General features: G+C 38.4%; 12 protein-coding genes. 1 reads left to right on the forward strand and 11 read right to left on the reverse strand.

The window, feature by feature from the left end:
• Positions 1-144 precede the first annotated feature (144 nt).
• The 4 genes from JIN86_RS11230 to JIN86_RS11245 all read right to left on the reverse strand — a co-directional run bounded on the left by JIN86_RS11230 (position 145) and on the right by JIN86_RS11245 (position 7,233).
• Positions 145-1,332, reverse strand: coding sequence for a DUF4097 family beta strand repeat-containing protein (locus tag JIN86_RS11230; protein WP_202341952.1), 1,188 nt, complete (start codon positions 1,330-1,332; stop codon positions 145-147).
• A gap of 284 nt (positions 1,333-1,616) precedes the next feature.
• Positions 1,617-4,484, reverse strand: a complete 2,868-nt coding sequence (gene uvrA, locus JIN86_RS11235) for an excinuclease ABC subunit UvrA (RefSeq protein WP_202341953.1) — start codon at positions 4,482-4,484, stop codon at positions 1,617-1,619.
• A 7-nt stretch (positions 4,485-4,491) separates the two neighbouring features.
• Positions 4,492-6,471, reverse strand: coding sequence for an excinuclease ABC subunit UvrB (gene uvrB, locus JIN86_RS11240; RefSeq protein WP_004227522.1), 1,980 nt, complete (start codon positions 6,469-6,471; stop codon positions 4,492-4,494).
• Positions 6,472-6,984: 513 nt separating this feature from the next.
• Positions 6,985-7,233 carry an IDEAL domain-containing protein gene (locus JIN86_RS11245; RefSeq protein ID WP_004227526.1) on the reverse strand — a complete coding sequence of 83 codons (249 nt, stop codon included), beginning with the start codon at positions 7,231-7,233 and terminating at the stop codon, positions 6,985-6,987.
• A gap of 227 nt (positions 7,234-7,460) precedes the next feature.
• Here JIN86_RS11245 and JIN86_RS11250 point away from each other — a divergent pair, with 227 nt between their 5' ends.
• A complete protein-coding gene (locus tag JIN86_RS11250) occupies positions 7,461-7,970 on the forward strand; it encodes a competence protein ComK (RefSeq protein ID WP_004227527.1) in 510 nt (169 codons plus the stop codon).
• 43 nt (positions 7,971-8,013) lie between these two features.
• On the opposite strand, the gene prfB is transcribed toward JIN86_RS11250, so the two are convergent.
• The 7 genes from prfB to JIN86_RS11285 form a co-directional block, all read right to left on the reverse strand.
• Positions 8,014-9,118 (reverse strand): peptide chain release factor 2 gene (gene prfB, locus JIN86_RS11255; RefSeq protein ID WP_237497242.1). Its coding sequence is split into 2 segments (ribosomal slippage): positions 8,014-9,042 and positions 9,044-9,118, totalling 1,104 coding nucleotides; the frame shifts between segments, so codons are not numbered across the junction.
• 122 nt (positions 9,119-9,240) lie between these two features.
• Positions 9,241-9,783 carry a competence protein ComK gene (locus JIN86_RS11260; protein WP_004227533.1) on the reverse strand — a complete coding sequence of 181 codons (543 nt, stop codon included), beginning with the start codon at positions 9,781-9,783 and terminating at the stop codon, positions 9,241-9,243.
• Positions 9,784-10,111: 328 nt separating this feature from the next.
• A complete protein-coding gene (gene secA, locus JIN86_RS11265) occupies positions 10,112-12,622 on the reverse strand; it encodes a preprotein translocase subunit SecA (protein WP_004227534.1) in 2,511 nt (836 codons plus the stop codon).
• Between the two features lie 144 nt (positions 12,623-12,766).
• A complete protein-coding gene (hpf, locus tag JIN86_RS11270; protein ID WP_004227537.1) occupies positions 12,767-13,318 on the reverse strand; it encodes a ribosome hibernation-promoting factor, HPF/YfiA family in 552 nt (183 codons plus the stop codon).
• 90 nt (positions 13,319-13,408) lie between these two features.
• Positions 13,409-13,792, reverse strand: coding sequence for a PilZ domain-containing protein (locus tag JIN86_RS11275; RefSeq protein WP_004227539.1), 384 nt, complete (start codon positions 13,790-13,792; stop codon positions 13,409-13,411).
• Positions 13,793-13,973: 181 nt separating this feature from the next.
• Complete coding sequence (gene fliS / locus JIN86_RS11280) at positions 13,974-14,384, reverse strand: flagellar export chaperone FliS (protein ID WP_004227541.1); 411 nt, start codon at positions 14,382-14,384, stop codon at positions 13,974-13,976.
• Positions 14,385-14,587: 203 nt separating this feature from the next.
• Entirely contained in the window at positions 14,588-14,947 is a 360-nt protein-coding gene (locus JIN86_RS11285; RefSeq protein WP_004227543.1) for a flagellar protein FliT, read from the reverse strand.
• Positions 14,948-14,962 lie beyond the last annotated feature (15 nt).

Consider the following 14,962-nt stretch of genomic DNA (forward strand, 5'->3'; position numbering starts at 1 on the left):
TGGCAGTTCCTTCTATTTCATTCTTTCCTTGCCATTATCCTTAAAAATATGACAAAAATAAAAACAAGATTCGCCTCTATATGCTAGGTCGAATCCTGTTTGAAAAGAAAAAGCATTCAAGCTTTAACTTGAATGCTCCTACTGTTAAATTTGTTGTTCATCTGTTGTTGTGTAGCGTACTAAAACAGCACCAGTTTTCGATTCACCTTCGATAAATAGGCGATTCGCATTTTCAACTTCTTTGTCGAAACGGACTACTTTGGATAAGAATTGATCTTGAGACTCCATTTTAGAAACATCCTGGATACCCACATCCACTTTACCGAAATTCGTTACGACTTTACCGCTCAATGAAATTGTTCGTGGGACATACAATTCTACTGCTCCAGCAACTGTTTGAGCTTTAATTTTAGAAGAATTTGTCGAGCATGTTGTTACGACTACATGTCCATTGACAGACTTAGCTTCAACTTCATCCAATGCACCATCCAAATAAACACGCCCATTCAATGTTTCAGCCTCTAAATCCTTACCTCGAACATTCGTTAATTCAATGGAACCATTAGAAGAATCCACTTCAGCTTTTCCAAAATTAAACTTCGTACCTTTAATGGCACCGTTTAACGTTTTCACTTTTAATTCTTCAAAATCTGTATTCTGTAATGAAACACTACCATTCATTAGACGAACAGATAATTTTTCAAGTTTATCCTTTGGTACTAGCACCTTCACATTGACTTGAACCAGCTTTAATTGGCTCAAAATACGAAGTGATTGTTCTTCCTCTTTCACAACAAATTGCTCTAAAAAGTGATTGCGAGTTTCTTCTTCACTTTCGTTCATTAAAGGTGCCTTTACCTTGCAAATCACCTGAAGAGTTTCTCCTTCACTGGATTCCAATGAGAAGTTACCATTAGGTAATTCAACGATAATATTGTCTACATTGGCAGCAGCCACTTCTTCTGTATGGGTAAATTCACTTTTATCTCCAAATGGAGAAGCTACATCAAATTCCTTTACCTTTTTAACAGCCGTATTCATCATATCCATAAAAAGAGAACCGATTTGCGTTAAATCCTTACGAAAATCTTGCATTTCATCTTGGAAGTATTTCATAAAATCATCTTTTTTCTTGTCACCATCTTTTGATTTTTCTTCAAATAATGGCTCTTTTTCACTTGAAAAGGATTGCGTCTCTTTCGACACATCATTCATAACATGTTGAGTAGACTTGCCAGGTTGCTCTAATGCTTCTAATAATGTAATCGCCTCTTGTGCCGAAATTGTTCCTTTTTCTACAAGTTCTAAAATTCGTTGACGTTCATTTTGCATAAATAAATAGCCTCCCTCAGTTCGTTATACTATTTATACGATTCATCATGTGAAAAGTTTCACTGCAAAATTGAATAAATTGGGTCTTTTCATTTCAACATCGTCAGGCTTTTACCTATGAAGATTTTATGGCTCTTTTTTTAGATTTGTTGGATCACTTTTGACCTATATTTGAGCGGGTTCTTCCCATATCGGATTATTTTCAATCTGGATTGAGCGACTTTCTCCAATTTCAGATCACCTTTCAAATCCAGATTAATCATTTCCATTCGAATGTAAAACCCTTAAGACTTAGAAGCTTCAGCTAGTAAAGCATCCATTCGCATACGATCACGTTCCAGAATTGGCTTTAAGTATTTGCCTGTATAGGAGCCAGCTACTTCTACTACCTCTTCAGGTGTACCAGTTGCAACAATCGTACCACCTTTGTCTCCACCTTCTGGACCTAAGTCAATGATATAATCAGCTGTTTTAATCACATCTAAGTTATGCTCAATAACTAATACTGAATCACCGTTTTCAACAAGACGCTGCAACACGACAAGTAAACGAGCAATATCATCGGCATGTAATCCTGTTGTTGGTTCATCTAAGATATAGAAGGATTTCCCTGTTGAGCGTCGATGTAATTCAGAGGCCAGTTTTACACGCTGCGCCTCACCGCCCGATAAGGTTGTGGCTGGTTGTCCTAATTTCATATAGCCCAACCCCACATCAACAATCGTTTGTAGCTTACGCTGGATTTTTGGAATATTTTCAAAGAACACAACTGCATTTTCAATCGTCATATCTAGAATATCTGCAATACTCTTATCTTTATACTTCACCTCAAGTGTTTCACGGTTATACCGTTTGCCGTGACATACTTCACATGGTACATAAACATCTGGAAGGAAATGCATTTCAATTTTGATAATGCCGTCACCACGACATGCTTCACAGCGACCACCCTTGACATTAAAGCTAAAGCGTCCTTTTTTGTAGCCTCGTACCTTTGCTTCATTTGTTGCTGCGAAAACATCGCGAATATCATCAAAAACACCTGTATAAGTTGCTGGATTTGAACGAGGTGTACGCCCAATTGGCGATTGGTCAATATCGATTACTTTTTCAAGCTCATCGATACCTGTCACTTCTTTATGCTCACCAGGCTTAACCTTTGAACGATTCAGCTTCTGTGCCAAAGATTTATATAAAATTTCATTAATCAGTGTCGATTTCCCTGAACCAGACACACCTGTCACTGCCACAAATATGCCTAATGGAACATCTACTTTAACATTGCGTAAATTATTTTCCTTGGCACCTTTAATAGAGAGCTTTCGATCATTTGGTTGACGTCTTTCTATTGGTAAAGGAATAAACTTTCTACCGCTTAAATATTGTCCAGTTAAAGATTTTTCATTATTCATAACTTCCTGCGGTGTACCTGCTGCCACAATTTGACCGCCATGGACGCCTGCTCCAGGTCCTACATCGATGAGATAATCTGCTGCAAGCATCGTATCTTCATCATGCTCTACCACAATCAGCGTATTCCCGATGTCACGCATATTTTGTAGCGTGCTAATCAGCCGATCATTATCACGCTGGTGCAAACCAATCGAAGGCTCATCTAAAATATAGAGGACTCCCGTTAATCGTGAACCAATTTGCGTAGCAAGGCGAATACGTTGTGCTTCTCCACCAGATAATGTACCTGCTGCACGACTCAATGTTAAATAGTCTAAACCAACATTCACAAGGAAGCCCAATCGTTCTTCGATTTCTCGTAAAACTAATCGAGCAATTTGCATATCCTTTTCAGTAAGATTAAGCTCTTTGAAGAATGTGTCTGCTTCCTGAATTGAATATTGTGTGACCTCACCGATATGTTTATCAGCTACTTTCACTGCTAGCGTTTCAGGCTTTAAACGATACCCTTTACATGAAGGGCAAGACTGCTGTGCCATGTATTTTTCCATCTGCTCACGAACATAATCGGATGTCGTCTCTTTAAAACGTCGCTCAACATTGCGCACGACACCCTCAAATTCAATCATTTGATCTCGCACATTGCCAAACTCATTTTCATAATGGAAGTGTATCTTGTCTTTTCCAGAGCCATATAAAACCTTGTCCATTTTTTCCTTTGGCAAATCCTTCACAGGCACGTCCATAGGAATATCGTAATGATCACACACAGCTTTTAGTAATTGTGGGTAGTACTGCGAACTTGTTGGTTCCCATGGTGCGATGGCATGCTCTAACAAGGAACGATCCCAATCAGGCACCACTAAATCTAAATCCACCTCTTGTGTTGAACCTAAGCCATCACAGCTTGGACAAGCACCAAACGGACTATTAAATGAAAACATACGAGGCTCTAACTCACCAATAGAAAAACCACATAATGGGCAGGCGTGATGCTCACTAAATAGTAACTCTTCATGTTCCATCACATCAACAAGCACACGTCCATCTGCCAGGCGTAAAGCCGTTTCTAAAGAGTCACTCAGACGAGCAGCAATCCCTTCCTTCATAACAACACGGTCCACTACTACTTCGATGGAATGCTTTTTATTTTTATCAAGTTCGATAGCATCATCTAAATCACGCAATTCCCCATCAATTCGTACACGAACAAACCCCTGCTTTTTTAAATCTTCTAGCAGTTTAACATGGCTACCCTTACGTCCAGAAACCATTGGTGCAAGGAGCTGCATCTTAGTTCTCTCAGGATAGGTTAATAAACGATCCACCATTTGCTCAATCGTTTGGGAAGTGATTTCTATACCATGATTTGGACAGATTGGTTTACCAATGCGGGCATAAAGTAAACGTAGATAATCATAAATTTCCGTTACCGTACCAACAGTAGATCGTGGGTTACGACTTGTTGTTTTTTGGTCAATGGAAATAGCAGGGGATAAACCTTCTATCGCATCGACATCTGGCTTATCCATTTGTCCAAGAAATTGACGGGCATACGCGGAAAGGGACTCAACGTAACGACGCTGGCCCTCCGCATAAATTGTGTCAAATGCTAGAGAAGACTTTCCAGAGCCCGATAATCCTGTTAAAACGACTAATTGGTCACGCGGAATTGTGACATTAATATTTTTTAAATTATGAGCACGTGCACCTTGCACGACGATTTCAGTATTTTTCACAAGTCATTCACCCTTCTACCTTCAATTCAAATATTGTATCTCGTAACTCAGCCGCACGTTCAAAATCAAGCGCTTTTGCTGCTTCCTTCATTTCGACTTCTAGAGAAGCCACAAGCTGTTCTCTTTCCGCCTTTGTCAGCTTTTTGCCTTTTGTTGCCTTTGTTACATAGGATTCCTCTTCTTCTGCTACTTGTGTTGCACGAATCACATCTGGGATTTTCTTAATGATCGTTTGAGGTGTTATACCATGCTCCTCGTTATAAGCCATTTGTAAAGCACGACGACGTTTCGTTTCATCAATCGCCTTTTTCATCGAGTCTGTTACATGGTCTGCATACATAATGACATGACCATTCGCATTACGAGCAGCACGACCAATAGTTTGAATCAAAGAACGCTCTGAACGTAAAAATCCTTCTTTATCAGCATCTAGAATCGCCACAAGGGACACCTCAGGAATATCAAGACCTTCACGCAATAAATTAATACCAATTAGCACATCATACGTTCCTTTGCGTAGCTCACGGATAATTTCAATACGCTCTAGTGTCTTAATTTCTGAATGTAGGTATTCTACTTTTAAGCCCATTTCCTTCAAGTAGGCCGATAAATCCTCGGACATTTTCTTCGTTAGCGTTGTCACTAAAACTCGCTCATCACGCGCAATTCGATCTTGTATTTCATCAATTAAATTATCGATTTGCCCTTCAATAGGACGTACGTCGATTAATGGATCTAATAATCCAGTTGGTCGGATAATTTGCTCTACCATTTCTGGTGTATGCTCCAGCTCATATGGACCAGGTGTGGCTGATACATAAATTGCTTGATGTACACGGTTTTCATACTCTTCAAAACGCAAAGGACGGTTATCAAGTGCTGATGGCAAGCGGAAGCCGTGTTCTACGAGCACACCTTTACGCGCTTGGTCACCATTGTACATTCCTCGAACCTGTGGAAGAGTTACGTGACTTTCATCAACCACAAGTAAAAAATCTTCTGGGAAGTAATCTAGCAACGTATATGGAGTAGCACCTGCTTCACGCAATGTTAAATGACGTGAATAGTTTTCAATCCCAGAGCAAAAGCCCATTTCACGCATCATCTCTAAGTCATAACGTGTACGTTGTTCTAAACGTTGTGCCTCTAGTAATTTATCTTCTGCACGTAATAATGCAAGTCGTTCCTCTAATTCTTTTTCTATATTTTCAATCGCTTTACGCATTTTCTCTTCTCGTGTAACGAAGTGGGATGCTGGGAAAATAGCAACATGCTCTCTATCCGATAAAATCTCTCCCGTTAGTGCATCTACCTCACGAATGCGATCGATTTCATCACCAAAAAATTCCACACGAATACAATGCTCATCACGAGAGGCTGGGAAGATTTCCACTACATCTCCACGTACCCGAAATGTTCCGCGAGTAAAACTAACATCATTTCGCTCATACTGAACGTCCACAAGCTTGCGTAAAAGCTGATTACGTTCAATTTCCATACCTGTACGAATGGAAACAACCATTTCTCGATATTCTTCGGGAGAACCTAAACCATAAATGCAGGACACAGATGCAATAATAATGACATCCTCACGCTCAAACAATGCAGAAGTAGCAGAGTGACGCAGCTTATCAATTTCATCGTTAATGCTAGAGTCTTTTTCTATATAGGTATCTGTCTGCGGTACATAAGCTTCTGGTTGGTAGTAATCATAGTAGCTGACAAAATATTCAACGGCGTTATTCGGGAAGAATTCTTTGAATTCACTATACAACTGGCCAGCTAGTGTTTTATTGTGTGCCATGATTAGTGTTGGTTTTTTGACTTGCTGGATGACATTCGAAATGGTAAACGTCTTACCTGTTCCAGTAGCACCAAGCAATGTTTGATGACGTTTGCCTGCTTTCACACCCTCCACTAATTCCGCAATGGCCTGTGGCTGATCCCCGTTAGGCTGATATGGCGCTTGTAAATCAAATGTTTGCACTCATGTCCCCGTCCTTTCCTTCCAATTTGTACATATATTTTAGCATAGCAATATTAAAATTTCGAACATTTAACGAACGAATGTTTGTAAAATTTTTTTTCATCTCTAAAATTTTTATTACATAACAATACGGTCAATTTAACTTATTACTCTTATAATAGCCGTTTTATTAGGTTTTCAAGCTTCATCGATGGATGAGATTTCCTGTTTTGCTTTATGTGCAGCTCACACTCTCTCACGAGCCGGGCTCTGTACTTTTGGAGCGGCTCTCCTTCTTTTATGAGCAGGGTCACTTCCCTTTGGAGCGGCTCTCTTCTTTTTATGAGCGGACTCTACTTTATCGGAGCGGCACTCACTTTTTTATAAACAGCGTCTCAAACTTTTTAAATGACTTTCCCCATTCTATAAGCAAAACCACTTTTTCTAACCAAAACATACACTCCTCACATCCAATGCAACTATTTTCAAAATCAAAAAAATCCCACTCTCCAATAGATATGGAGAGCGGGTTGGTCAATATGATTCATCTTCTGTTTGCTGTAAGGAAGTTAGTTCGGATGCGTATTGATAAAATGCGTTTTCATCTTTTTCATCAAGTGCTCTATCAATCAGAACCATGAGCTGCTCTTGCCGATGCATACGCTGGATACGATTTAAAAATAAATCTAAATAAATCTCGTTTAATAATTTCTCTGCCTCATCAACTTTTTTCGACTGACCAACGGCTTTCAGAAAATCTGTATACGAATAATATTTATCCAACGATCTCACCTCGATCCTTTTCTAAATTATATGAAAATTGAAATTAAAAAGCAATGCTTACGATTCGAAAATATCTTGGATTAGCTATTAATCAATTGATATTTAGAGCAAATTCTCTAAGCATTTCGTTCTTTTCTGAACGATTTTCAACTATTTCATCGAATTTAAGAAAGTCATATTCTGTTTTACACTACCGTTATCACTAGAAAAAAGGAGGCACTCCCTATATGACAACAAACTTTGTAAACGGCTACTTAATGTCATTCAATACTTATTTGCTGCAACCCATTCAGCATGACTCCAAAGTCTTCACGCATGTGATTGATAAGCATAATGAGCTGATTGTTACACGCAAACCGATGCATGTCCTTCGAAAATCCTGTCTCTCATTAGGATCAACTTATGAAGCCGCAAAACAATCGGCTAAACGTTTTTTCGGCAATCAACACAAGCTACCAATCGTCGTGGCCTTTGATTATGGTTATCCCTGTATTTTTCTTCCAACTTATTCACCCAGCTCCATTCACAATATATGGATAGGGCTTCATGCAATTATTAATATTACACCTAGTGAAATGGGGTGTATTGTAACATTAAAAAATAATAAACAAATCGAACTACCTATCCGATATGCATCCATTAGTAAACAATTTCTTAACGCTTCTATGCTGTATAAATACTACATGAGTGAACGTAAACAGCTTAGTCAAGATGCACCCTATCATCCACCCTTTTAACAAAAATTCCCCAAGAGCATCTCACTCTTGGGGAATCTGGGTATTAATTTATTTTTGAACGTAAATAGGCATTAATAAATGGATCTAAATCGCCATCCATTACTGCACCCACATTACCTGTTTCTTCATTTGTACGATGATCCTTCACCATCGAGTATGGGTGGAAGACATACGAACGAATTTGGGAGCCCCAGCCTATTTCTTTTTGCTCACCGCGTATTTCATCTAATTGCGCCTGCTGTTTATCAAGTTCTAATTGATATAGTTTCCCTTTTAACATCGTCATCGCTTTTTCACGGTTTTTAATCTGTGAACGCTCAGCTTGACATTGTACGATCGTACCAGTAGGAATATGCGTAATACGAACGGCAGAATCTGTCGTATTAATATGCTGACCACCTGCACCTGTTGCACGATACGTATCAATTTTTAAATCCTCTGTACGAATATCGATTTCAATATTGTCGTCAAACTCTGGCATAACATCACAGGAAACGAAAGACGTATGACGGCGGCCAGACGAATCGAATGGAGAAATGCGTACTAGACGATGCACTCCTTTTTCCGCTTGTAAATAACCGAAAGCATTGTGACCTTTAATTGACAATGTTACAGATTTAATTCCAGCTTCATCTCCTGGTAGATAGTCCACTGTTTCCACTTTAAATCCACGCTTCTCAGCCCACCGTGTATACATACGTAATAGCATTGAACCCCAGTCCTGTGACTCCGTACCACCAGCACCAGGATGCAGCTCTAAAATGGCATTGTTTTGATCGTATGGGCCACTTAGCAGTAATTGAAGTTCAAAATCAGCCATCTTTTGTTGGAATTCTGCTAGTTCTTTGCCTAGTTCTTCTTGTAATTCTTCGTCTGGTTCTTCACGCAAAAGTTCCAGTGTCATATCTAAATTTTCATGTGTTTCCACTAAATCTTTATATTCATTGACTATAGCTTTTAAGCCATTTCCTTCATTGATAATCACCTGAGCACCCTGTTGATCATCCCAAAAGCCTGGCTCAAGCATCATTTCATCAAGCTCTTGAATACGTGCCTCTTTGTTCTCTAAGTCAAAGAGACCCCCTAAAGTCCGCCAATTTTTTGGCTGTAGTGTCTAATACATTGCGTACATCTGCTAATTCAATCATCGTTAAATCCTCCGAACGTTAGTCATGGAGCTAACACTTTATTCATAAAGCTCCGTATCTTTTTATTATAACGTTTTTAGAAACGAAAACATACTATTCAGCAGATGTTTTATGGAATTAAGTCAACTATCCTGCGTCTCGTCCTCAAACATATTCTTGGCAAGACGTTGAAATACTTTCACACGGTCATACTGAACAAGTAAATATTTTGTTCGTTTCTCTAGTCTATATTTTAATAAAAAAGCTTTTTGAATCCGTGACTCTAACGCATTCACACTGACATCCACAATAAATTCCTTGCCATTCATAAAAGTAACCTTTGTCTTCTTTTTATCCACAGCTACATAGTCATCTATATGATGGACAGCGAACCAAATACAGTCAGGATGTAGAGGAGACCTACTAGGGAACCATAAAATATTACAACGTTCGTGCACGACAATAGGATTTTTATTAAGCTTACCTAGGATCATTTTCGAACCATCGAACGCTCCTCTTAAACTAGAACCAAAATAACGCAGATTAAAGTCCAATAATTTCGTTGGTGGTAGCGTAGATATATACTCATTATTTTTCTCATACACCTGCGTACATAAATTTCCAAAGGAATCGTACACAGGCATATACATCATTGTTTCACTATTCATAACATCTTTTTTATGCATCTATAGTCCCCCTTTATACATTTTATGTTGCTTCCAGTCAAAATAAAAAGGAATATACTAATATGCGTACATTCCCGCTATTTTCAATGAGTAAGATTGCTTGAAAATCCCGATCCTCCTTAAGACTTAGTATCACAATCAAAAATTCAGGATAATAATAGGATCAATAATTTGCACTATATACCTATTATTACAGCTATTGTATACCCACATTTTTCAATTGTCTATAAATTCTGACTTTTAATACTAAAATTTCTTCATTTTTGAGTTATTTTACAAAGAAAAAATCATTTCAACACGTAGTTAAAATGATTTTTTCACCTAGATATTATTGAGCTGTGCCATGACAGTTTTTAAATTTCTTGCCGCTACCACATGGACATAAATCATTACGACCAATGTTTTCAGCTTTACGTACTGGTTGCTTTTTCGGCGCAGAGCCACCTTCTTCTTTTGGATTAACAGCCTGCCCCTTTGCCACCTCTTCACGCTCCAGATTATTGCGGATTTCTGCTTTCATCGCATATTTCGCAACATCCTCGCGAATAGAGGCTACCATATCCTCAAACATCGCAAAGCCTTCTTGTTGATATTCACGAAGAGGATCGTTTTGACCATAAGCACGCAGATGGATACCTTGACGTAGTTGATCCATTGCATCAATATGATCAATCCATTTTGTATCGATTGATCGTAATAAAATAACCTTTTCAAACTCACGCATACGCTCTGGTGTCAGTTCTGCCTCTTTTTCATCATAACGAACATGAACAGCATCAGAGATTAGCTGATTAATATCTTCAGCAGACTGGCCTTGGAAATCAGATACTTTAAGTTGACCTTCCTCTAAAAGATTAGCCGCTACAAAGTCTTCAATAGCCTTTAGGTTCCAATCCTTCTGTTCACCTTGAGTATACAGGCTAACAACATTATCGATTGTTTCTTGAATCATAGACTCAACAAGCACACGCATATTATCTGTTTCTAGCACATCATAACGCTCTTTATAAATAATCTCACGTTGCTGACGTAGTACATCGTCATATTGTAATAATCGTTTACGCGCATCAAAGTTATTACCTTCGACACGTTTCTGCGCTGATTCTACAGCTCTCGACACAACTTTAGATTGCAATGGCTGGGAATCATCCATACCTAAGCGCATCATCATCGACTTCATATTATCAGAGCCAAAACGACGCATTAAATCATCCTCTAGGGATAGGTAGAATTGTGTAACCCCAGGATTCCCTTGACGACCAGAACGTCCACGAAGCTGATTATCAATACGACGTGATTCATGTCGCTCTGTACCGATTACCGCTAAACCGCCAATTTCGAGTACCCCTTCGCCAGGTTTAATATCTGTACCACGTCCAGCCATGTTTGTTGCAATTGTCACTGCACCCTTTGTACCAGCGTTTGCAATGATTTCAGCTTCACGTTCATGGTTTTTCGCATTTAATACATTATGAGGAATTTTATGTTTATCCAATAGTTTAGAAATAATCTCAGACGTTTCAATAGCAACTGTACCAACAAGTACAGGTTGACCAGCTCTATGACGCTCTGCGATATCAGCAGCAACTGCTTTATATTTTCCTTCCATCGTTGCAAAAATCAAGTCAGCACGATCATCACGAGCAATCGGTTTATTCGTCGGAATAGCGACAACATTCATATTGTAAATATTACGGAATTCCTCTTCCTCTGTTTTCGCTGTACCTGTCATCCCTGCAAGCTTTTGATACATACGGAAGTAGTTTTGGAATGTAATTGTCGCCATAGTCATCGATTCATTTTGAATCTCAACGCCTTCTTTAGCTTCAATTGCTTGGTGTAAGCCATCAGAATAACGACGACCCTTCATCAAACGACCAGTAAAGCCATCAACGATCACAATTTCGCCATCCTGCACAACATAATCGACATCGTTATGCATACTTACATGCGCCTTTAATGATTGATTGATCGCATGATTTAATCGAACATGTGTCAAATCAAATAGATTATCGATGCCAAATGCTTTTTCTGCCTTTTCCACACCTGCATCTGTTAACGTAACACCTTTTGTGGATTCTTCATACGTATAATCCGTTTCTGCATTTAACATACGCACAAACGCATTTGATTGTTTATAAAGCTGTGCTGATTTCCCAGCTTGACCCGAAATAATTAATGGCGTACGCGCTTCATCAATTAAGATCGAGTCCACCTCATCAATGACAGCATAATGCAATGGACGTTGTACACGTTCCTCTTTGTAAAGCACCATGTTATCACGTAAGTAGTCAAATCCTAGCTCATTGTTTGTACTATACGTAATATCTGCCTCATAAGCAGTACGTTTTTCATCTTTTGAAAGGCTATTCAGATTAAGCCCAACAGATAAGCCTAAGAAATTATAAAGTTGTCCCATTTCAGCAGCATCACGACTCGCTAGGTATTCGTTGACTGTTACAACATGTACACCTTTACCAGTGATGGCATTTAAATAAACAGCCATTGTCGCTGTTAAAGTTTTACCTTCCCCGGTTTTCATCTCCGCGATATTCCCCTCATCAAGAGCAGCTGCCCCCATGATTTGAACGCGGAATGGGTACATCTCTAATACACGTTTCGCCGCTTCTCGACAAACAGCAAACGCTTCGGCACGAATCGACTCTAAATGCTCACCCTCAGCATAGCGCTTTTTAAATTCATCTGTTTTCGCTTGTAGTTGATCATCTGAAAGCTGTTCCATTTGAGAAGCGAATCTCTCAACTTGGTCAGCAATTTTTTCTAATTTTTTTAGCTCACGTTTATTGAAATCAAATAATTTATTTAATAGGTTTGCCATGAATGTTTTTCACTTCCTATATAGATTCAACTTTCATTTTACCATTGTGTAACAGTTTCATGCAAACTGTCACCTCGACTACATATGATTGTCATACCAAAAAAAGACCCTCGCCATCGCGAGAGCCTTCGTCATCATGAAGTTTTAAGTTGTTTCAATTAAGCCATATTTTCCATCTTTACGTTTATATACAATATTTGTGCCGTTCGATTCAGCATCTGTAAAGACATAGAAATCATGTCCAAGCATATTCATTTGTAGAACTGCCTCTTCTTGATCCATAGGCTTTAAATCAAATTGCTTTGTACGAACAATTGAATATTCTTCTTCCTCTGACACAGCATCTGCGGCTGCTTGAGTAGTAGCAAAATAAAGGCCTGCACCTTCACGCTCGCGGAATTTACGGTTTACTTTTGTTTTATGCTTGCGGATCTGACGCTCTAATTTATCAACAATTAGATCAACAGCAGCATACATATCATTATGACGCTCTTCAGCACGAAGAGTTAGATTCTTCATTGGAATAGTGACTTCCACTTTCGTTTGTTTGTCATTGTAAACCTTTAAATTGACATTAGCGTTGGCATTAACATCTTCGTTAAAATAGCGTTCAACTTTATCGATTTTGTTCTCAACATACTCTCGAATAGCTGGAGTTACCTCAATATTTTCACCACGAATGTTAAAGTTTAACATGTAAACTCCTCCTTTATAACTGCTATACTATCTATTTCTACACAAGTGTGTGAAATTCCTCTAAAATCATTCTTTTTTTTACAAAAATTTTTATGAATTATTATTTTGTTTTTTCGCTTCCGCTGCTTCCTTTTTTCGCCGAAGCTTTAGTTCTCCAACAATCAAATCTTCCACTGGTCCTTGATTATTAAAATAAATGCCGTATTGCTTGCCGCTCCCAAATGGACGACTCCAAATTACTTCTCCATACGCTCGAACTTCTTGTGTATCAAGCACAAAATGGATATCTAATGGAGGAGGGTTTATACCTAAATCCACTTCCGTAAACATCTTCAATCCACGTGGACTAATATCCAACAATTCAGCCATAGCCGTTTGTCCATGATTGACCTTTCCATTCTCATAAATAGCAAAAGTTATTTGAATCGGCTCCTTAAATTTAAATCGGAAACCTTCTTGACGCTTAAAGATCATATTCCCACCCCAGTACTCTTTTAAACATGTTTATTGCTTTGATTATGCCATGATGCCCAACTAACAGCCACAGGGAATAAGTAACATATTTTACCTTTGAATGGCCTAATTTATGACTATTTCATGATCATAACGATTTAACAAGAAAGAGACCATCACTTTCGATGGTCTCTAATTGTGTCTAAATTTGTCCGCTGTTTCCCTGACCAAATTGCTGTTGTCGATTAATGCGAATAACTTCCTTCCACGTATCGCGAAATTCCGTCACCAATCCTTCCACTTCTTCAATAATGGCTACATCATTTTGAATGTTGGCTTCTACTAAACGATGATTCATATATTCATAAAGAGGTAGCATTTGTTTCGAAATCTCAATATCCATATTGAGTGTAGACATCAGTTCACTAATAATCGCCTGAGCTTTTTGAATGTTTGTATTTTTCTCTTGAATATTCTTATCTTGGATAGCTTGTTTCGCCTTATGCAAGAATTTCAAGCATCCATTATAAAGCATTAATGTCAGTTCGCCAGGTGAAGCTGTAGTCACACTATTTTGTTTATACGCGTTTTGTGCTGTTAAATTTGCTGCCAATAAAGGACAACTCCTTTGAAAGGTTACTTATTTACTAGTTTAAACCATTTTCCGAAGAAAAGCTATTTACGTCTCAGCGTAAATTTGTCTGGATTTTGAATTGTATGCTCACAATTCACTCCTTTTAAAAAGTCTATGACATCTGCCAAAGCTTTATCTTCATTCAGCTAGCAACTTCCACCACGATGAATGAAGATAAACGATTAATTTTTTTTGTCATAATACATGCCATCCATTACGCGAACATTCGAGTAAGGATTATAATATTGCTGTTCACTTTTCTTCGTTTTTTGTAGGTTTGCCATGTCTTGTTTAACTGCATCCATTACATCTGCTAAACGCTTTTTAATACCATTATCTAAATCTAGCAATGTACGATGAATGCGATTTTGTTCATCGAAACGAAATCCATCATTCATCAATTCTTCAATAATGGCACCACGCTTGTCTAACATGTTGTTAATAGTGTCGATATATTCATCTCGGTCTTCACCTTTTGGAGTTTCACCCAAATGCTTAAATAAATTTGCTGAAGCTTGCAATAGTTGATCTATTTGCTGCATATGTTTCCCCTACCT

The sequence above is a fragment of the Lysinibacillus sp. HST-98 genome (genome assembly GCF_016757845.1).
Taxonomy (GTDB): domain Bacteria; phylum Bacillota; class Bacilli; order Bacillales_A; family Planococcaceae; genus Lysinibacillus; species Lysinibacillus capsici.

Bases quoted from the DNA above. Each gene is read 5' to 3' on its own strand.
- hpf (WP_004227537.1), bottom strand. From the start codon at position 13,318: ATGTTAAACTTTAACATTCGTGGTGAAAATATTGAGGTAACTCCAGCT.
- JIN86_RS11285 (WP_004227543.1), bottom strand. From the start codon at position 14,947: ATGCAGCAAATAGATCAACTATTGCAAGCTTCAGCAAATTTATTTAAG.
- JIN86_RS11275 (WP_004227539.1), bottom strand. From the start codon at position 13,792: ATGATCTTTAAGCGTCAAGAAGGTTTCCGATTTAAATTTAAGGAGCCG.
- JIN86_RS11230 (WP_202341952.1), bottom strand. From the start codon at position 1,332: ATGCAAAATGAACGTCAACGAATTTTAGAACTTGTAGAAAAAGGAACA.
- secA (WP_004227534.1), bottom strand. From the start codon at position 12,622: ATGGCAAACCTATTAAATAAATTATTTGATTTCAATAAACGTGAGCTA.
- JIN86_RS11260 (WP_004227533.1), bottom strand. From the start codon at position 9,783: ATGCATAAAAAAGATGTTATGAATAGTGAAACAATGATGTATATGCCT.
- JIN86_RS11250 (WP_004227527.1), top strand. From the start codon at position 7,461: ATGACAACAAACTTTGTAAACGGCTACTTAATGTCATTCAATACTTAT.